Genomic DNA, 19,718 nt, shown 5'->3' on the forward strand with positions numbered 1-19,718 from the left:
GTTGAATTTCTGGATACGCTCAATTTTCAGATCGGGGTTACCCGGAGAAGTTGGAGCCTGACCGGTAATAGTAGAACCAGCATAGTTGGTTACACCAAACTGTGGTAACTGAGGGCCCTGATAGTTGGTGATACCAGAAAGTGCAACACCATATCCACCAGTAGGAATTGAACCAATATTAGGTACGATACCATAGCTCACACGTACTTTCAACTCGTTGAAAATTTTCTGGTTGGCCATGAATTTCTCCTGTAAGCTGTTCCAGATAGCACCTGCAGACCAGCTCGTGATCTCGCGGTTGGCTGAGTTAACGATACGTGAAGTACCATCACGACGGATATTACCATTAATAGTGTAACGGTTGTCGTATGTATATCTTGCTGTTGCAAAATAAGAACGGATACCAAAACCACTCTTCGCACTTGATGCGTTCTGAGGGTAGGTAGTTTGTCCGGCACCTACAGGTAATGCACCCGCGCCCTGACCAGTTTCAGTCAAACGTGGATCCAGGTTAAACAGGGTGAACCCCAATGCTTTCTGATAACCACGAACGGCTTCAAAATAAGCACCAGCTTCTACTTCATGAATACCGAAACGCTTAGAGTAAATTAAGCTTGAAGTATTGATGAACTGGGAAACCATTCTGTTTGATTCCTGAGCCAGACCAGACTGGAAAGACTGTAAAGAACCGATATAAGAGTTCGGATTCACGTAACGGGAGAACTGGTCGTTAGAAACGTCCATACCAAAAATATTACGTAAAGTCAGTGAAGGCAGAATCTTGTACGCCAGGTTCAGACCAGCATTGATCTTGATCTGGTTTTGCTGTAACTGAGAATTCTGGATACCTTCTAAGAGGTTTGCTACCTGACGCAGGGCCAGTGAAGTATTGGTACCAAAACGGAGTGTTCCATCAGCATTGTATGGGTTCTCATAAGTTTTTGCACGGTAAGTCATCTGGAAAGGGTTACGTGGGCTGTTACCCAATTGCTCACCTTCAGAGAATCTTGTTTTAGAGAAACCAACTGTTGCACTCAAACCTACTGTTAATTTATTAGCAGTATGGTCAATGTTGAAACGGGTTGTATAACGTTTCAGGCTAGAACCAAGGTCAATACCTTCCTGATCGAAATAAGAACCGGAAATATAGAACCTTGTTTTTTCGTTACCACCAGACATATTCAGTTCATGCGACTGTGTAATACCCTGACGGTAGAAAATATTTGCATAATCGATATCGATTTGGCCGATACTATCTAATATTTGCTGTTTACGAGCAGCTGTCATACCTGTAGGAATGGCAGGATTCAATGGAGAATAAACCCATCCTGGTGTACCACCTAATTTTTGACGCTCTTCATAAGCAAGCATTTCTTTGGTATTCATCAGGTTCAAACGATCAAAGCTTGGACGCTGAGTAAAACCTACCTGAGTACGATACTGAAAGTTTGTTGCCCCAGCTTTACCTCTTTTGGTAGTAATAACAATTACACCTGTACCACCACGCGCACCATAGAGTGCAGCAGCGTTCGCATCTTTCAATACGGTCAGTGATTCGAAATCGTTAGGGTTGATGGTTTGGAAATCAGCAGCAGGTGTAGGTACCCCATCAATAATGTACAAAGGCTGCGCACCCGCACCCTGAATAGATTGTACACCACGGATAGTGATGGTAGGGCTAGAACCCGGCTGACCAGAACTTGAGTTAACAAGCATACCTGGTGCACGACCCTGTAAAGCCTGATCGAAAGAACCTACTGGTACAGTTTCAACTGCTTTTGCACTGATAACAGTGGCAGCACCGGCAAACTGTGTTTTTCTTTCACGGGAATAACCTGTTACAACCACTTCTTCCAGTGATTTTGTTTCAGGGTTCAGTGAAGCATTAACCACAGCGCCTCTGATAGGAAGCTCGATGCGGTCATAACCCACGAACATAAAAGTGATTGTTTTGGCACCTGCGGCAACAGAGATACGGTAAGTACCGGCTCCATCTGTTAATGCATTCGTGCTGCCAGAAGATACAGTAACACCAACAAGCGGCTGGCCTGTTTTTTGGTCTGTTACTTTACCCGTAACAGTTTGATTTTGCGCCAGAACCTGTATTGCGGAAAGCAAAAGGATGACGAAAAGGGATGTTTTTCTTTTCATAAGCAGTTTTTAAATAAAATTTAAAAACTGAAGACAAGTGATTTTTTCTGTTTTACTAATATATACTACCGAACTCTTTTAAATTAATACTGGAATAAGAAAAATTAGTATTAAGTAATAAAATGACATGCAGCGTTCAAAGAAAGAGTATAGCAGAATTTGTTGAATTATTTTTTTTAGCTACAGATATTATAACATAAAACTATATAAAAGAAAGAGAAAATTATTAACACAACAAAGTGAGTTACCCGTTTTGCATCACTAATTTTTTTACACCATTTTCGGAAGATATGTATGGCATTATATTTTTTTTTCAAGTCTTTCATATCTGATATAAATTCATATTTTCTTATTTTGAAAAGTTGTTTTTAACAATTCGTTAGTATTCATCATTTATTGTATCTTAGACCTGCAGAAATTGAATAAGCCTTTGTTGTTTATTGGTTTTTCGCTATCTAAAACACTGACCCTTAGCAGTTAAATTTTAATATTTAACATGGCTATACCTATTGTGATGATTAGCTCAGACGAGTCTAAAATTGAATTCATCAATCATCATTTGAAACGCTTTACTGAGTATTATATAGAAGGTAGTTTTTCAAATTTTTTTGATGCATTCGGTCAAAATCAAATCAGTTTATTACATACACTTGTGATTTGTGATAATGAGGCAATCAGTCTTGTTAGGCACAATTCTCTGTTTGAGACCATAACAAATTTGCCGGTTATTATAATTTCAAACACGCTCGATCAAAAAGAATTAAAACGCTTAAATAATTATATCGATGTTCTGTCTGTGCCATTAAAAGAAACAGAGTTAGAAAGGGCATTAGAGAAATTTAAAAAGATTAAGTCTTTTGTGGAGAGAACAATATTGCCAGAAAGAAATGGAACAGAATTGCAAGATGGTCATGCAATAAAAAAAAGAATATTGCTGAAGAGAACCAAGGAATATCTGCCTGTTTTATTAACCGATATAGTGTTTTTCTATGTACAGAATAAAATCACTTTTGCAGTAGATAAATATGCTAAAAAAATTTTTGTTCCAAAAAATATAGGGGAGCTGGAAGAAAATCTATGTAAAAAATATTTTTTCAGGGCTAACAGACAGCAAATTATCAATATTGAGTTTATCTCTTCCTTCAAACAGATTGATAAAGTAAGAATTATGATTACTATGAAAATAGATACAGATCCAATCATTATTGCCCAGACTAAAGTGCATGAATTCAGAAACTGGATTGAATCTGTATAATTAATGCAATTCGGTTGCTGATAGCAAGCTTGTGGTATTTGAAAATATTTTCTATCTGTAAAACATTAGTTAGCCAATTAATTAGTTTGAATTTTGTACTTCAGTGATTATAATTCTTAAATGAGTAATAAATAACTATTGTTCGGCTACAAAAAAAAATATTCAATTGCTGTGTAGTGTAGATTTACTACTTAAATCTCATATGCACAGTTTTTAAAAAAAAATGCATTGCGAGCGCCTAATCTTAGGCGCTTTATATTTTACGGAATTTAATTTGCCTGACTAAACCAGTTTTTCATTCAGCAGTAATCCTACTCCTTCTTTTTCGTTTTCTTCTGGTGTTATTGATTTTACCAGTTCAATACCTACCGGGGTAATATAACAATGAGGCGTATCGAGCTGCTGTAATATTACCAGGCCCTCTTCTGCCAGTGAAAGCAGGTGTTTATGAATGAGTTCCCACCCGAATGTTGAATGCAGGATCATTTCTCTTGGTGTGCAGAGGTATTGCTCAGGATGGGTTTCTTCTCTTACGATCCTGTATAAGGTTAGTAAGGTTTGATACGTGTTATCCATACCTGTAAGATACTTCAGGAGGCATTTTCTGTTGCTTTCAGAAACCGGAATTTGTCAACATTGAATTCACCAAAAACCCACAGAAATAATAACACATCAGGAATTTATATTGAAAATCAATCACTTAAAAAATCATTATAGTAGAACAAGAATCGTCTCACCACATTTTTAACAAGCTTTTACCCGCCATCAGCATCCCTGTAAGCAGTATAAAAAACAGTACAATTTTTCGGAACCTGTCTTGCGAAACACGATTCAATAATTTTTTTCCGATATAAGAACCAATAAAGGCAATGATGATAAGCCCTGGCAGGTACCACCAATAACTACCCTGTACATAACCCTGACGCAGGTATACAACCGACCTGCTTAGGTCGACCCCGAAATCGATTGCCGCTGAAGTAGCAATAAAGATGTTTTTTTCCAGTCCGAAAGAAGTAAGTGTAACAGCCCTGATGGCACCTCCTGTTCCAATAAAACCTGCCAGAAAACCGGCAACCCCTCCGCCAGATATGGCATTGGCATTGGTAGGCCGTAAACGCAGATCGGGTTTCCACCAGAATAAGAGGGCGAAAAAAATGCAGAACACCCCTAGTAAAATTTCGGCATATTGAAACTGAACCTGGTTACTTAACCAGGCACCGGCAATCACCAGCAACACACTTGGTATACCTATTTTCCAGATCAGCGGCCATTCTATATGCTGCCGGAAAAGTACCAGTTTGGCGATATTACTGAATACATGAAGCAGGCCTGTTAACCCCAAAACCGTCTTAAAATCAAAGAAAAAGCCGGCCAGGGGTACAAAAAATACCGATGACCCAAAGCCTCCCACCGTTCCTACGATTTCGCTTAACAGTGCCAGTAATAAAAAGAGAAAAGCATTGGCCATGGCGGCTTATTTGTGTTTTAACAACTGATTTTATGCACTAAACTCCTACCTTTGCTGCCCATTTACAAAAAATTCCTTGAGCGGGTAAAAGATAAGGCTTGAGGATGAATAGATAAAATATCAATAAAAAATACACCATGGCCACCGTTACCAGAGAGAACATTGGGTTACTGACCGACAAATTGACCGTTACCCTGAATAAAGAAGATTATTTTTCGGGTTTTGAGCAGAGCCTGAAGAAATATGCCAAGACCGCTAATATTCCCGGTTTCAGAAAAGGCATGGTTCCTGCCGGTCTGGTAAAGAAAATGTATGGTCAGAGTGTTTTTACAGATGAAGTATTACGCACCGTTGAAAAAGAACTGAACACATATCTCACCAAAGAAGAGCTCGACATTTTTGCACAGCCCCTTCCATTGGATAATGATGCACGTGCACTGGATATGAACAACCCAGCAGATATAAGTTTTGCATTTGAAATAGGACTCAAACCCAGCTTCGATATCGATACGAAAAAAATCAAAGTAACCCGTTATGTAATTGATGTAACTGATGAAATGGTAAACCAGGAAATTGAGAGATTACAGGTACGCAATGGTAAAATGACCGAACCCGAAGCCGTTACAGGTGACGATAATGTACTCAATGTAAAATTCATTGAAAGCGATAAAGACGGTAACGAAGTAGAAGGCGGTATCAGCAAAGACAACTCCTTACTGGTAAAATATTTTGAAGAGAAATTCCGCAAAAAACTGATCGGTAAGAAAAACGATGACACCGTTGTATTGCAGCTGGATAAAGCATTTGAAGACAAAGAAAAAGAAGCCATCCTGGCCGATTTGGGCCTGACTGCAGAAGACGGTAACCGTTATTTTAAATTACTGATTACCAAAGTTGGACTCGTAGAAAAAGCTGAATTGAATGCTGAACTTTTCGCATCAGTATATCCTTCTTCAGCCATCACTACTGAAGAAGATTTCCGTGCAGAAGTGAAAAAAGAAATTGAAAACTATTACGCACAGCAGTCGCGTAACCAGATACACGACCAGATTTATCATCACCTGGTAGACCATACCAGTATGGAATTCCCGGAGAGTTTCCTGAAGCGTTGGTTACAAACCGGTGGCGAGAAACCAAAAACCGAAGAAGAAGCAGAAAAAGAATACCCAAGTTTCAGCAGTCAGTTAAAATGGACTTTGGTGAGCAGTAAACTGGCAGCTGATAATAAGATTGAAGTAGCACCTGATGATATCCGCGAGTTTGCGAAACAACAACTGTTCAGCTATATGGGCGGTCAGTTAGGGGCTCTGGGCGACAACCAGCAGTGGGTTGACGATTATACCAACCGTATGATGCAGGACAGGAAATTTGTAGAAGACAGCTACCACCGTATCAGCACCGAAAAACTTTTCGGATTGCTGGAGAATCAGGTAACGGCTAAAGAAGAAAGCATCAGCGCAGAAGCATTTGCCGAAAAACTGCATCACCATCACCACTAGGAGAATTTGAGGATGTCTGATGGCAGATGTCAGATTTAAGATATGGCCGGATGCTTTGCATCCGGCTTTTTTATGCCAAATCCGACATCAGACATCTGCCATCCTCCATTTCCTCCTGTCTTGTTGTCGTAAAAAGACCTTTGCACAGTATTTGAACATAGATTCACCTGTGAAATTGCAAATCACTTATCTTCAAAGCGAAAATCGAAACATATGAATTTTGGAAAAGAGTTTGAGCAGTATGCTATAAAGCACAGGGGTATCAGCAGTGCTACCCTTCATAATTATCAGCATCACCAGAATGTAACTAACCTCACTCCCTATATCATCGAAGAAAGACCCCTGAATGTGGCCAGTATGGATGTATTCAGCCGTCTGATGATGGACCGTATTATTTTCATGGGTGAAGGTGTTAATGACTATGTGGCCAATATTGTTACCGCCCAGTTATTGTTCCTCGAAAGCACCGACAGATCACGCGATATCCAGATGTATATCAACAGTCCGGGTGGTAGCGTATATGCCGGTTTGGGTATTTATGATACGATGCAGTTTATTGGTCCCGATGTAGCTACTATCTGTACAGGTATGGCAGCAAGTATGGGTCAGATTTTATTGTGTGCCGGTGTAAAAGGTAAAAGAACAGCATTAAAACACAGTCGTATAATGATGCACCAGCCCAGTGGCGCTATTGGTGGACAGGCTACCGACATCGAAATCACCGCAAGAGAAATTAAAAAACTAAAACAGGAACTGTATGCTATCACGGCCTATCATACAGGAAAAGAAGTGGAAACCATTGCCAAAGACAGTGACCGCGATTTCTGGATGACCGCCCAGGAAGCCAAAGAATATGGCCTGGTAGATGAAGTGCTGTTAACCAATCCGAGAAAGGAAAAGAAATAAGAGGAAAAAGATTCAAGGTACAAGAAACAGGATACAAGAATGGATGGCCGCAGGCCAAAACATTTTCAAATTTCCAAATCTCCAAATTTTCAAATTAAATAAATATGCCACACTCAAAATATATCAATCCTTTTCTCATGGAAGATGAGGAAGAGAATGAACCAAAAGACGACAAACAGGAACAAACCGGTTTTATGATGAAGAAGATGGAAAAACTGTTCTTCGAAAAAAGAGCCGTTTATCTCTGGGGACCCGTTGAAGACAAATCGGCCCGCGATGTAGTAAGCAAGCTCCTTTTGCTGGATGCAGATAAGCCCGGGGAAGAAATCAAATTCTACATCAACAGTCCCGGAGGTGTGGTAACCAGTGGTATGGTCATTTACGATACCATTAAAATGATCCAGAGTCCGGTAAGTACCATCTGTATGGGTTTGGCGGCCAGTATGGGATCTATTTTACTGAGTGTTGGAGCCAAAGGAAAACGTTTTATTTATCCGCATGGCGAAGTGATGATTCATCAGCCAAGTATTGGCGGGTATTTTCAGGCAACCAGTGCCGATATTGAAATTCATGCTGAACATATCCGTAAATCCAAAGAGTTGGGTGCCAAAATACTGGCCGAAAACTGTGGTAAAACAGTGGAGCAGATCATGAATGACTTCGACCGCGATTACTGGATGAATGCCACAGAAGCCGTAGAATACGGTATCGTAGACGGTATTTTATCCAAAATATAGCTTTTTCACCCTTTTTTTACCGATTTAAGCCCCGTTTGGTAGCCTGAACGGGGTTAACTTTGCAACATAAGCATCAAAATTCGTGTCTTACTCTTAACAGGGCTAAGTACACATTCATTCTATGGCAAAAGCGAATCATTTACATTGTTCTTTCTGCGGCAGAAACCGTGATGAGGTGAAGATCCTGATCGCCGGACAGGAAGGGCATATCTGTGAGAATTGTGTAGAGCACGCACAGGAAATTATTGTACAGGAACTCAACAGCAAATCAGATACAGCCAATGGCAGCTCAGGTTTTAAACTCAATGTGCGCAAACCCGCCGAGATTAAAAAATTCCTGGATGAATACGTTATTGGGCAGGATGATGCAAAGAAAGTATTATCGGTAGCCGTTTACAACCACTTTAAACGTGTAACCCAGAAGCAACAGCCTGATGATATTGAAATTGAAAAAAGCAATATCATCATGGTGGGCGAAACCGGAACCGGTAAAACCCTGCTGGCAAAAACCATTGCCCGCTTACTCAATGTACCTTTTGCCATTGTAGATGCTACTGTATTTACCGAAGCAGGTTATGTAGGTGAAGATGTTGAAAGTATGCTCACCCGTTTATTACAAAACTGTAATTACGATGTGGCCGCAGCAGAACGTGGTATTGTATACGTGGATGAAATAGATAAAATTGCCCGCAAAGGCGATAACCCTTCTATCACACGCGACGTGAGTGGCGAAGGTGTTCAGCAGGGATTATTGAAAATGCTGGAAGGAACAGAAGTGTTGGTACCACCACAAGGCGGCAGAAAACACCCTGAACAGAAAATGATCAAGGTAGACACCAAAAATATCCTCTTCATTTGTGGCGGGGCTTTTGATGGTATCGATAAAGTAATTGCCAGAAGGGTAAATACCAATGCCATTGGTTTCAGTGTAAATAAGGATGAACAGGAAATGCAACGCAAAAACCTGCTCCAGTTCATCAACGCACAGGACCTGAAAAGTTTTGGACTCATTCCTGAGCTGCTTGGTCGCCTACCGGTGGTAACGCACCTGAATCCACTCGATCAGGAAACATTGAGAAGCATATTGACTGAGCCTAAAAATTCACTCATGAAACAATACACCCGTTTATTTGAAATGGAAGGTATTGAACTGGTGATGGATAAAGAAGTACTCGACTTTATGGTTTCTAAAGCGCTTGAATACAAACTGGGCGCCCGTGGCCTCCGCAGCATCTGCGAAAGCATTCTCACCGATGCCATGTTTGAATTACCAGGTACCGATACCAAACAACTGCATGTAACAAAGAACTATGCAGAGCAAATGTTTAACAAGAGCAAACTGAGTGCACTCAAAGTAGCATAGGAGAACAGAGAAATAAGAAATAAGGAATAAGGAATAAGAAATATTGAAGTAAAGAATATAATCAGGCGATGGGAATAACTTCTCATCGCTTTTTTGTTTGGAGCGTTTAATTTGCGGGAGAGAAGTCAGGAGTTGAAAGTCCGAAAGTCCGAAAGTCCGAAAGTCCGGAGAACCGAGGCAGACTTATAAATTTATTCAAAATCTTTCGGACTTTCGGTCTCCCCGACTTCCGGACTCCCTCTACTTCGCCCAGCAATTAATCATCCAGTTAATACCATATTTGTCTGTAAAACTGCCGAAATAGGCGCCGAAGAACATATCCTGTAAGGGCATATCTATTTTTCCACCGGCTGATAACCCATTGAACAATCTTTCAGCTTCTACCCTGGTTTCAGGTTCTATGCTGATATGCATATTGTTTCCCTGGTTGAGTGTGAAACCCATTTCTTTGGGAGCATCTGTACCCATTAAAATATGACCGCCCGTTATGGGTAATTCAACATGCAGGACCATTTTTTTAATTTCATCTGCAACCGGAGGATGGTTGCTATCGGCAGGTAAATCACCAAAACGCTGGATACCGCCGGCTACAAATGCAGTTTTAAATACCGACTGATAAAAACGGAAGGCTTCTTCTGTTTTGCCGTCGAAATTAAGATAGGTACAAACCCTTGCTATTGTGCCTGTTTTCATTTCGGAACGCAACTGAAACTTCGCCTGAATATACTGATCGAGGTTTTCCATGGCCATGGAAAAACCTTCTCTGAAACCCATTTCAACAATCTTTTCGAGGTCGCTCAGCGATTGATAAGCAATAACAATGTTTACGGTTGTTACTTCATCGTTTTCGGTAAAACGATTGGTCCAGTGTGCGCGGGGGAAATCAGTGTTGATCTTTCCGTCTTCATCACAAAATGCATCAAGACCAGAAAAAGTAACATGTGGATCGATATGCTCATAGTCGGCACGACACCAGTGACAGTCGGCATTTGGACCTTTCATACTATAGTGCCAGTAACCACCTTCGCGAAAATCCATCGATTTGGTGATGGTCTGGTAGGGTTTGGGTGCCCACCACTGGTCGAGCAGTTCGGGTTTGGTCCAGGCATCCCATACAAAAGGCAGGTTGGCATTAAACTCACGTTGCACATGAATGGTATTGTTTTCTTTGTTCACCGTGAAGTCGAAAAAAAGTGTACGGCTCATTTCTTTTGTGTTTTAAGAGTGTTTAATACTTTATCTAATTGGTTAAATCTGTTTTCCCAGAGCTGTCTGAACTGGTCGAGCCATTTATCAATCTCTTTCATTTTCTTGGCGTTGAGTGTATAATGAATCTCTCTTCCTGTTTGTTTCTGCTCTACCAGCTGGCATTCGGTAAGAATGCGCAGGTGTTTGGAAACAGCCTGTCTGCTCGAATCAAAATGTTCGGCAATGGCATTGGGTGTCATGGCCTGAAAAGCAATCAAAGCAATAATGGCCCTGCGGGTAGGATCGGCAATAGCCTGGAAAACATCACGTCTCATGATAGTAGATATTATTGTGAAACTATTCGGTTGCAAATATAAATGCAACTGTTTGGTTTCGCAAAATTTATTTTTAATGAATGGGGAATAACTATTCAGCTTAAGGGGAAAACCCGTGGTGAATGCTTAGGCTGAGATGCTGATTAATATATTTAGCAGGGATTTATTGGCTAATTTACTCCACCCAAATACCATAAACCTTTTCCCTGCTCTGCATATTCCACTATCCGTTTTACGTCGCTGCCATTGGGTTTACAGCTATAAATACTTTGTTTGAAATTAAAACCATTATCCTCTCTGCCTACAAAAAACAGGGTTTTCCCATCGGGCGATAACCTGATACCATTTTCGCCTGCCATCACTACATTGGGCGGAAGTGTAATATTTATTTTGATGGCACCTGATCCGTCATAATTGGCGATCCATACTTCATGCTTGCCAACAGAGGGTGGAACAGATTTGAAGAACACAATCTTATTGAGTTGCGAATAGCCCGGCATGGGTGATTCTGCAATAACAAATTTGCCACAGCTGATCTGCAGCATTAAAATAGCACCCGCAAAAAGAAAGAGAATAATACTTCCAAGCAGTAATTTTTTCATGATATAATAATTGATGAGGTTAACAGAAATACAATAATCAGTTGCAACTGCAAACTATCTGTTACAGGTGTACATGAACCGGGGGGAGGGGCGTGTATGCGTACAGATATTATTGTAAAATAACAACTGTATTTCAGAAACACAAATTTCGGTAATTATTTTTGTTGAGTGTGCACACTGTTATACCAATCTCATCTCTCCCTCATCATAAGGTATTCAAAATAAACGACAGCAAGAATTACAAAAGTTTCCGACAGAAAATAAATAAGAGCAGGTATGTTCAACTCTTCAAAATAGAGAATGGCTAAATATAATGAATAGAATATATAAAGCAGGTTGCCAGTCATAACGACTGATAAAAATAATTTCCATTTAACCGGTCTTACCCATGCGCAGCCAAGAGAATAACAGGCAAATAAAACCGGAAAAAAGATAAGCAGCAGAAACATTGATTCGGGTATAGTAAAAATACTTTTGCAACTATAGATGACCCATAGTAAAACAGCCGACAGCATAGCACCAATTCCATCGATCAGAAAAATCTGTTGTGTTGTTAGTGACCGGATATTAAATCGCATCATCATTTATTTACCTGTAAGTATATTGTATTCGGCCGGAATTAACACTCCTTTGAAATGATTTGTAAGACCGTAAAAAATAATCATCGTAATAATAAAACCTGAGGCCAGGATAATATTTACCTGTTGTTTAGGCAAAAGACCCAATAAGGGTGTTTTCATTTTTTTACTGTGAACAGCCGCTATATGACCAAAGAAAGAAAGAATGGCCAATCCATAATAAGGGATAAAAAAGAGGTTGATAGGAAAGCTGTTCAAACCGGCAACTCCAAAATAAAAATTTGTGTCGAGTTTTAATATGTAACGACCAGCTAATACAGCACTCACATGAATAACAAGAAAGAATGCCATATACAGACCTGTTCGGTAATGCAGCTTATCATAAAAACCTAACGCCGCTTTTCTACCGGCTTTGAACAACCTGATCCCGGAAATAATCTGTACCAGTACAGCCGCTAACAAAATCGTTTCTGCAAATACATTGCGGTATATTCCACGGAATGATTGCATGGTGGCGATATGTTTTTCAGCCCCCTGTAGGGCAACTATATGATTGAAGAGATGAAAGCCAATGAAAAGACTGATACATAATCCAGACAGGTAATGGATTTTTTTAAGCGTCATGATCGAAAGGGTAAAATTTCACCACCAAAATTAGTAAAGATTTACATCAGCCTTTCTAAAATACCTTGTTCGTAGATGTACAACCTGTTTTTGTATATGAATGTATTTGTTGACCAATTTGCGAATAGAATATAATCGGGTATTTCTTAACCCACATCAATAAACAGTGTTTACTGGCAGACTATGTTTACAAAAATATAAGTCAGTATGGTTAAGGTTTCTGGTAAATGGTTGGGTATATGTATGATATTCTCGTTTCTCTCTTATGGTATAGGAATGGGTTTAATGGAAGTGATCAACAAACCTGCATTGCAACCCTTACAGGTACTGGAACAGAGAAATAAAATAATCACCGGCGGCATACTTGTTACAGTTTTTCATAGCCTGTTTAATATGGTATGGTTGGTTGTCATGTATGGCCGGTTAGCCATATTCCACCATATGCTTTCGAGGTTTTATCTGGGTGCAGGATTAATAGCCACAGTTATGCTGGCCATTGGTGGTGTTTCTATGTTGCTACCTGTTTCGTTAAGTAATTCCGCTGGAAATGATCAGTTATGGTTTTCTGCCTTTGTAATATGGTCTTCTGCCATCAATTTTTATGCTTATCAAACAGGTATGTTTATTTGGGGGATAGGCGGGTTGGCTTTTTGTTATTTACTCAACAGGTCACACTTTGCTCCACCGGTATTTCCTGTTTGGGGTAGTATTGGGTATTTAATATTCATTACAGGAACCATCCTTGAATTATTTGGCATAGCTGCAGGGGTGGCGCTTTCTATACCCGCCGGATTATTTGAAATCGCACTGAGTGTTTGGATCATCAAAAATGGTTTTGCAAAAACTGATACTGTATGATGCTGAGGGGCGTTTACCGGATTAAGCCAAACAACAAAGAATTATTTCTTTTCAGCAATACGTTTGCGTATTCTGCTCAGCGATTCAGGTTTTACACCGATATAACTTGCAATATGGTACTGGGGCATTTTTTGAAAAATATCGGGGTGTGTTTCGATGAGTTTGAGGTACCTCATTTCAGGGCTTTCTGTTAAATAAGATGATATCCATTGTTGCTGTGCTGAAAAAACGGTTTCCATAACAGCCCTTGAAATTGTTTCGAATCGCGGGAATTGCTTGAATAATTCTTGTCCCTTTTGTTCATTGCCCACTACAATGGATGTGTCTTCTATACATACCAGACTTTCCGGTGCAGTGGCGTTATTGGTGAAACTGGTCAGGGAAATAATCCATTGTTCTTTTTTATGAAAATGAGTAGTTATTTCTTCTCCATCTACTATTTTGAACTGTCTTACTGAACCTTCGAGAATAAAAAAACTGTCTTTATTGTATTGTCCTTCTTTTACAATCATCTCTCCTTTGGTAAAATTTTTCGTTACTATACTCGCAAGAATGGCTTCTTTTTCATCGGGAGAAAGTATGGCGAATGTTGAAAAATATTGTATCAGTGGATGGTCCATGGTACGGAATATCATTTATGACTTCTTTGCTGTTTTATTATGCAAGTCAATTGTCTGATAAAGATACTGCTGTTCATCTGTCGGGACAGATTTTGAGATATTTCAGATTTCAAAAATTAAAATAACACAGCGTACCCCTAAAAAAATTGGAGGCGCAAAGATCCATCTGCTGTCCTATTTCAGACATCCTGCATCTTACATCAGCCATCTCCCATTTGGCATTTGGCCAAAAAATCAGGTTATTTGCAGACAAATCAATCACATGCTTCCCAAGTTCAAACGCATCCTCCTCAAATTATCCGGTGAAGCCCTGTTGGGTGACCAGAAAAACGGCGATCCCTTTAACCCCAAAATCATTGAACAATATGCCCACGATATTAAACTGGTCACCAATTTGGGTGTACAGGTGGCTATTGTAATTGGCGGAGGTAATATTTACAGGGGTATGAATGAGGCTGACAGTGGTATTGAACGTGCACATGGCGATTATATGGGTATGCTGGCAACAGTTATTAATGCTATGGCCATGCAGGCCATGCTGGAAAAAATAGGTGTCTATACCCGTTTGCAAAGTGCCATTAATATGGAACAGGTAGCTGAACCATATATACGCAGGAAAGCCCTGCGCCACCTCGAAAAAGGGAGGGTGGTTATTTTTGGTGCAGGTACCGGTAACCCTTATTTCACCACCGATACAGCGGGTTCATTAAGGGCCATTGAAATGAAAGCTGACGTTATTCTGAAAGGAACAAGGGTAGATGGCGTTTATACCGCCGATCCTGAAAAAGATCCTACAGCTACCAAATACGATAAAATAAGCTTCCAGGAATGTATTACCAATAACCTGAAAGTAATGGATATGACGGCTTTTACCCTTTGTATGGAAAATAAACTCCCCATTATTGTTTTCGATATGAATAAACCCGGAAACCTCCTGAAAGTGGTGGAAGGAATGAATGTAGGGACTTTTGTGAGCTGATGGCCCATTGGTGTAAATTATCATTAACCATACCGAGCCATTGTTAACTTCATTGCAATGAAAAAAATGCTGTTTCTCTTCTGCTGTATAAATGCCAGTATGGGTTTTGCACAGGGACGTCTTAGTTTAACAGATGCCATCCAGGTTGCATTAAAAAACAGCCTCGATATTCAACTGGCCAAAAACAATCTGGAGATCAGTACCATCAATAATCACCAGGGTATTGCGGGAGCGTTGCCCACTGTTACCGCTACGGCTAATGATAATGAACAGATTATTTCTATCAACCAGAAATTTTCTGATGCTTCCAGAAATACGACCCGTAATAATGTGGGTTCCAATAACCTTTCTGTTGGCGTAACCGGTACCATATTGCTTTCAAACGGATACCGTGTGGTGACCACTAAAAAACGACTGGGTGAATTGGTACAACAAAATGAACATTTACTCAATGTTCAGGTACAAAATACCATGGCAGCCGTGGCTACCCGTTATTATGATATTGTAAGAAACCAGGGCTTCATAAAAACCATTGACCAGTCGATAGGGGTGTTTCAGAAAAGACTCGATATACTGTTGGCAAGAAAAGAAGCGGGTCTCTCAAACAATGCAGATATTTTTCAGGCAAGGCTCGATTTGAATGCGCAGGTGCAGCAAAAGTTGCAGCAGGAACTGGTGATTCAACAGGGTAAGACAGATTTATTAAATCTCCTCTTTTTAAACCCCGATTCATCCATTACGATTGTTGATACGATTCTGGTTGAAAAAAATATGTTGCTGGCAACTGTACAGTCTGCTCTAAAGAATAACCCACAAATGCTGAGTGCAGAACAACAGGTGAAGATTAATGAACTGATTGAGAAAGAAACAGCTGCTTTGGGTAAACCTACCCTTCGTGCCAATACCGGATATAATTTCAATAACACAAAAAGTGGCGCTGGTTTTGCTTTATTAAACCAGAGTTATGGTCCTTTTCTGAGTGTGAACCTGAGTATACCAATCTATAATGGCTCTGTTTTTAAACGTCAGCAGCAGGTGGCTGAAATAAATTCGAGAAATGCGCAGTTGCAAAAAGAAGGTTTATTGCAAACACTTGAAGCGGGAGCGGTAAGAACTTATCAGGCTTATAAAAATGCTTTACAGCAACTGGAAACAGAAGTAGAGAATTATAAACTGTCAATGCAATTGGTTGACCTGGTACTGAAACGTTTTGAGCTGAACCAGGCTACAATCATTGATGTAAGACAGGCCCAGCAAAGTTTTGAAGCTACCAGTTTCAGGATGGTAAACCTGAATTATACAGCCAAACTGGCTGAAATAGAACTAAAGCGCCTGGCCAATAGCATCACACCCTGATTTTTCTTTCTACAGTTGATCACAGCCATTCAGGATGTATTATTTTGCTTCCAAATAGTTTGTGCTGATGCATTTTCCATCAATCAACTCCAAGCTTCCACATGTTGGAACCACCATTTTTACAGTGATGAGTCAGCTTGCTGCGCAACATGGAGCAGTAAATCTTGGTCAGGGGTTCCCCGATTTTCCTATGCATGAAACTTTAACCGGACTGGTTGATAAAGCCATGCGTGACGGCTATAACCAGTATACACATATGAATGGTTACTCCTTGCTGCGTGAAAAGCTGGCGGCTAAAGTAGCGGCGCTGTATTCAACAAAGATTAATCCCGATACAGATATTACCATTACACCCGGCGGCACTTATGCCATCTATACATCACTCACCACTGTTTTGCAGTCTGGCGATGAAGTCATTGTGTTTGAACCGGCTTATGATAGTTATATACCGAATATTGAAATCAATGGTGCGAAAGCAGTTCGCATACCGTTAACCTATCCTGTGTATTCGATACCATGGGATGAAGTGAGGGCGAAGATCAATCCACGTACAAGAATGATCATGATTAATTCGCCACATAACCCTACCGGTGCAGTGCTTTCAGCAAGAGATATGCAGGAGTTGTCGGCCATTGTTGAGGGTACAAATATTTTAATCCTGAGCGATGAAGTGTATGAGCACCTTATTTTCGACGGCCTGCAGCATGAAAGTATGCTTCGTTATCCTGAATTGCTGAAACGCAGTTTTGTCTGTTTCTCTTTTGGTAAAACCTATCATTGTACAGGCTGGAAACTCGGCTATTGTATCAGTTCGCCTCAGTTGATGCATGAATTCAGGAAAGTGCACCAGTTTAACTGTTTTAGTTGCGATACACCCAAGCAGGTAGCTTTAGCTGAATATTTGAATGATACCGAAGCTTATAAAACATTAGGTACTGAGATACAGGCCAAAAGAGATTATTTCAGGAATAAAATGGAAAGCACTCCTTTTACATGTATTCCATCACATGGTAGCTATTTTGAATGTTATAGTTATGCAGGCATCAGTGAGGAGCCCGATACCGAGTTTGCCAAAAGACTTACCATTGATTATGGTGTGGCCACCATTCCTGTATCTGCTTTTTATCAGGACAGAAAAGATGATAAAGTTGTTCGCTTCTGTTTTGCCAAAAAAGAATCTACACTTGATATGGCTATTGAAAAATTAAAACTACTGTAGTATTATAAGCTGCGAAATCTCCTTTTTCTCTCGTTCTCTGCGGTGACTATCCGGGTAAAGTCACCGCAGAGAAAGGAGGGCGCAGCGTTTTCGAAGAGAAAGGAGTTATCCGATTGCTGCGTTAATGTCGGCAATGAGGTCATCAATATCTTCAATACCTACGCTTAACCTGATAAGACTATCGCTTAAACCATTCTTGATGCGTTCTTCACGGGGTATAGATGCATGAGTCATGGAAGCGGGATGGTTAATGAGTGATTCTACGCCACCCAGACTTTCTGCCAGCGCAAATACTTTAGTGGATGATAATACCCTTCTGGCATTTTCTACGCTATCATCTTTCAAAGTGAAGCTCATCATACCTCCAAAACCACGCATTTGTTTGCTGGCAACAGCATAACCCGGGTGATCGGTAAAGCCACACCAGTATACCTGACTCACTTTCGGATGATTACGTAAAAAGGCAGCCATCTTTTCTCCGTTTTCACAATGCCGCTGCATACGTACATGCAGTGTTTTGATACCTCTTAAAACCAGGAAGCAATCCATCGGCCCCGGTACGGCGCCACAGCTTTTCTGGATAAAGTATAATTTCTCTCTTAGTGTTGCATCATTCATTACCAGACAACCCTGTATTACATCGCTATGGCCACCTAAGTATTTGGTGGCAGAGTGCATTACAATATCTGCACCCAGATCGAGTGGGTTTTGCAGGTAAGGAGAGGCAAAAGTATTGTCTACACAAAGCAGGGCGCCGGCATTGTTTGCAATAGCAGCAACCGCTTTGATATCGGTAATATTCATCAGTGGATTGGTAGGTGTTTCAATCCAGATGAGTTTTGTTTGTGAAGAGATAACGGCTGAAATATTTTCTGGGTTAGTAGTGTCTACATACCTGAACCGGATACCAAATTTCTCAAACACTTTTGTGAAAAGCCGGTAAGTGCCACCATACATATCATTTGCGGCAATTACTTCATCACCGGGTTCAAGGAGTTTGATCACCGCATCGGTAGCAGCTACACCGCTACTGAAGGCAAGACCAAATTTTCCATTTTCAATCTGTGCATAAGCATCTTCCAGTGCTTTGCGGGTAGGGTTCTGGCTGCGGGCATATTCATACCCCTTGTTTACACCAGGTGCTTCCTGTACATAGGTGGAAGTCTGGTAAATAGGGGTCATAATTGCACCTGTAGACGGATCAGGCTCTGTGCCTGCATGAATGTATTTTGTGGCAAGTTTCATCGTACTATGTTTAAATCTCTCTGCAAAACCTCATTTATCTTATGTGCTCTGCGGTAGTCACCCTGCAAAGTAAGTAACCACTAAAGAACATGCGTTAGCAGCGTTTATGCAGGGAGTAATTAATTTCTTTTAGGCTTTGTTACAACATCTTCAATTACAGATATTGGTAATCCCGCTTTGAGGTCATCCCAGAGAATAACCAGTTGGGCGCCATTTTTTGTTTCTTCGAAAAAGATGGTAAAAGCTTCTGTGTTCTCCGCATTCCTGTTGATGTCAACATCTGTTCTCAACAAATCTTTTTTTGCATCATAACTGAAATTGCCCCAGCAGAAATTATCCTTGTTCAGTATGAGGGTCCATTTTTTTTCTGTAGGAATACAATACAGGGTATACCTGCCTTTGGGGATGCTTCTGCCATCGATCTTTACATTTTTAAAGAACTCTATTTCAGATGCTTCATTGGCACCCAGTCGCCATAATTCATTGTATTTAATGATTCCGCCAAAAATATCACGGCCACTTTTCAGGGGGCGACCATATATAACGCGGGCAACAGGTACATCCCTGACTTTACCGCTCATTTTGAGGATCGGATAATTGGCGGGCCAGTAGCTCATGTCCATAGGCGATTTATCCAGATCGGTAGGTTTTTGTTGTGCAGACAGGCAAACAGCTATGAATAAAGAAATACCCAACAGTAAACACTTCATGCAATAATTTTTTACAAAGATAACA

General features: G+C 40.4%; 19 protein-coding genes. 9 read left to right on the top strand and 10 right to left on the bottom strand.

The window, feature by feature from the left end; all coding sequences use genetic code 11:
• On the bottom strand, positions 1–2,151 hold a 2,151-nt coding region (locus KXJ59_RS04430; RefSeq protein WP_295201575.1), incomplete at its 3' end, for a SusC/RagA family TonB-linked outer membrane protein.
• 496 nt (positions 2,152–2,647) lie between these two features.
• On the opposite strand from KXJ59_RS04430, the gene KXJ59_RS04435 reads away from it, so the two are divergent.
• Complete coding sequence (locus KXJ59_RS04435) at positions 2,648–3,406, top strand: LytTR family DNA-binding domain-containing protein (RefSeq protein WP_295201576.1); 759 nt, start codon at positions 2,648–2,650, stop codon at positions 3,404–3,406.
• 282 nt (positions 3,407–3,688) lie between these two features.
• Here KXJ59_RS04435 and KXJ59_RS04440 read toward each other — a convergent pair whose 3' ends face one another.
• Both KXJ59_RS04440 and KXJ59_RS04445 read right to left on the bottom strand, forming a co-directional pair.
• Positions 3,689–3,982 carry a hypothetical protein gene (locus tag KXJ59_RS04440; RefSeq protein ID WP_295201577.1) on the bottom strand — a complete coding sequence of 98 codons (294 nt, stop codon included), beginning with the start codon at positions 3,980–3,982 and terminating at the stop codon, positions 3,689–3,691.
• 157 nt (positions 3,983–4,139) lie between these two features.
• Positions 4,140–4,874, bottom strand: a complete 735-nt coding sequence (locus KXJ59_RS04445) for a sulfite exporter TauE/SafE family protein (protein WP_295201578.1) — start codon at positions 4,872–4,874, stop codon at positions 4,140–4,142.
• Positions 4,875–5,011: 137 nt separating this feature from the next.
• Here KXJ59_RS04445 and tig point away from each other — a divergent pair, with 137 nt between their 5' ends.
• From tig to clpX, 4 genes are all read left to right on the top strand, one after another.
• Entirely contained in the window at positions 5,012–6,373 is a 1,362-nt protein-coding gene (tig, locus tag KXJ59_RS04450; protein ID WP_295201579.1) for a trigger factor, read from the top strand.
• A 213-nt stretch (positions 6,374–6,586) separates the two neighbouring features.
• Positions 6,587–7,279: an ATP-dependent Clp protease proteolytic subunit gene (locus KXJ59_RS04455; protein ID WP_295201581.1), complete on the top strand. Its 693-nt coding sequence runs from the start codon at positions 6,587–6,589 to the stop codon at positions 7,277–7,279.
• A gap of 104 nt (positions 7,280–7,383) precedes the next feature.
• Positions 7,384–8,016, top strand: coding sequence for an ATP-dependent Clp protease proteolytic subunit (locus KXJ59_RS04460; RefSeq protein WP_295201582.1), 633 nt, complete (start codon positions 7,384–7,386; stop codon positions 8,014–8,016).
• A 121-nt stretch (positions 8,017–8,137) separates the two neighbouring features.
• Positions 8,138–9,379: an ATP-dependent Clp protease ATP-binding subunit ClpX gene (gene clpX, locus KXJ59_RS04465; protein ID WP_295201583.1), complete on the top strand. Its 1,242-nt coding sequence runs from the start codon at positions 8,138–8,140 to the stop codon at positions 9,377–9,379.
• A gap of 240 nt (positions 9,380–9,619) precedes the next feature.
• Here the strand turns inward: clpX and KXJ59_RS04470 are convergent, their stop codons facing one another.
• The 4 genes from KXJ59_RS04470 to KXJ59_RS04485 all read right to left on the bottom strand — a co-directional run bounded on the left by KXJ59_RS04470 (position 9,620) and on the right by KXJ59_RS04485 (position 12,706).
• Positions 9,620–10,585, bottom strand: a complete 966-nt coding sequence (locus KXJ59_RS04470) for an SRPBCC domain-containing protein (protein ID WP_295201584.1) — start codon at positions 10,583–10,585, stop codon at positions 9,620–9,622.
• Positions 10,582–10,902 carry a metalloregulator ArsR/SmtB family transcription factor gene (locus KXJ59_RS04475; RefSeq protein WP_295201586.1) on the bottom strand — a complete coding sequence of 107 codons (321 nt, stop codon included), beginning with the start codon at positions 10,900–10,902 and terminating at the stop codon, positions 10,582–10,584. The genes KXJ59_RS04470 and KXJ59_RS04475 overlap by 4 nt, the downstream gene beginning before the upstream one ends.
• A gap of 170 nt (positions 10,903–11,072) precedes the next feature.
• Positions 11,073–11,504: a hypothetical protein gene (locus tag KXJ59_RS04480; protein ID WP_295201587.1), complete on the bottom strand. Its 432-nt coding sequence runs from the start codon at positions 11,502–11,504 to the stop codon at positions 11,073–11,075.
• A 584-nt stretch (positions 11,505–12,088) separates the two neighbouring features.
• Entirely contained in the window at positions 12,089–12,706 is a 618-nt protein-coding gene (locus tag KXJ59_RS04485) for a hypothetical protein (protein WP_295201589.1), read from the bottom strand.
• Between the two features lie 207 nt (positions 12,707–12,913).
• Between KXJ59_RS04485 and KXJ59_RS04490 the strand changes: the two genes are divergently transcribed.
• Positions 12,914–13,564, top strand: coding sequence for a DUF4386 domain-containing protein (locus KXJ59_RS04490; protein WP_295201591.1), 651 nt, complete (start codon positions 12,914–12,916; stop codon positions 13,562–13,564).
• A gap of 41 nt (positions 13,565–13,605) precedes the next feature.
• Here KXJ59_RS04490 and KXJ59_RS04495 read toward each other — a convergent pair whose 3' ends face one another.
• Entirely contained in the window at positions 13,606–14,184 is a 579-nt protein-coding gene (locus tag KXJ59_RS04495; RefSeq protein ID WP_295201592.1) for a Crp/Fnr family transcriptional regulator, read from the bottom strand.
• A 262-nt stretch (positions 14,185–14,446) separates the two neighbouring features.
• On the opposite strand from KXJ59_RS04495, the gene pyrH reads away from it, so the two are divergent.
• From pyrH to KXJ59_RS04510, 3 genes are all read left to right on the top strand, one after another.
• Complete coding sequence (gene pyrH / locus KXJ59_RS04500; protein ID WP_295201593.1) at positions 14,447–15,163, top strand: UMP kinase; 717 nt, start codon at positions 14,447–14,449, stop codon at positions 15,161–15,163.
• Between the two features lie 57 nt (positions 15,164–15,220).
• Complete coding sequence (locus KXJ59_RS04505) at positions 15,221–16,519, top strand: TolC family protein (RefSeq protein ID WP_295201595.1); 1,299 nt, start codon at positions 15,221–15,223, stop codon at positions 16,517–16,519.
• Between the two features lie 67 nt (positions 16,520–16,586).
• Entirely contained in the window at positions 16,587–17,738 is a 1,152-nt protein-coding gene (locus KXJ59_RS04510) for a methionine aminotransferase (protein ID WP_295201598.1), read from the top strand.
• Between the two features lie 105 nt (positions 17,739–17,843).
• On the opposite strand, the gene KXJ59_RS04515 is transcribed toward KXJ59_RS04510, so the two are convergent.
• Both KXJ59_RS04515 and KXJ59_RS04520 read right to left on the bottom strand, forming a co-directional pair.
• Positions 17,844–18,983, bottom strand: a complete 1,140-nt coding sequence (locus tag KXJ59_RS04515) for a cystathionine gamma-synthase (RefSeq protein ID WP_295201600.1) — start codon at positions 18,981–18,983, stop codon at positions 17,844–17,846.
• 119 nt (positions 18,984–19,102) lie between these two features.
• Positions 19,103–19,693, bottom strand: coding sequence for a DUF2911 domain-containing protein (locus KXJ59_RS04520; protein ID WP_295201602.1), 591 nt, complete (start codon positions 19,691–19,693; stop codon positions 19,103–19,105).
• Positions 19,694–19,718: the final 25 nt, after the last annotated feature.

The sequence above is a fragment of the Sediminibacterium sp. genome (assembly GCF_019264485.1).
GTDB lineage: Bacteria > Bacteroidota > Bacteroidia > Chitinophagales > Chitinophagaceae > Sediminibacterium.